The organism is Vibrio sp. OPT46 (genome assembly GCF_015163535.1).
Lineage (GTDB): Bacteria > Pseudomonadota > Gammaproteobacteria > Enterobacterales > Vibrionaceae > Vibrio > Vibrio alginolyticus.
On the sequence record NZ_JADDYG010000727.1, the window covers coordinates 1 to 356 of the forward strand.

The 356-nt window shown below is 40.7% G+C and carries 1 protein-coding gene; it reads right to left on the reverse strand.

The window, feature by feature from the left end; translation table 11 throughout:
- Positions 1-14: 14 nt before the first annotated feature.
- Positions 15-356, reverse strand: a 342-nt coding sequence (locus tag IQR33_RS26085; protein ID WP_193844190.1) for a Maf family protein, incomplete at its 5' end; no start/stop codon positions are given.

Below are 356 nucleotides of genomic sequence, written 5' to 3' on the forward strand. Positions count from 1 at the left end.
TTATCGTATTTGGGTTAAAGGACATCGAGTCCTTGAACATGCAACATATCAATCAAATCAATCAATGGTAGTCCGACAAGTGTGTTCGGGTCTTTACCAACTAATTTCGTAAACAAGCAAATTCCCATGCCTTCGCTTTTAAAGCTGCCTGCGCAGTAAAAAGGTTCTTCCCTGTCGACGTAGCGTTTGATTTGTTCAAGCGTTAAATCTCTAAAGTGCACCTCGAAAGAATCAAAGCCGACTTCTGTATGGTTTGTGACGGTGTTATGTACCGCAAGACCAGTATAGAAAGTGATGACTTTTCCACTTTGAGCCAAAAGTTGATTTATCGCGTTATCTCTATTTAAAGGCTTGCC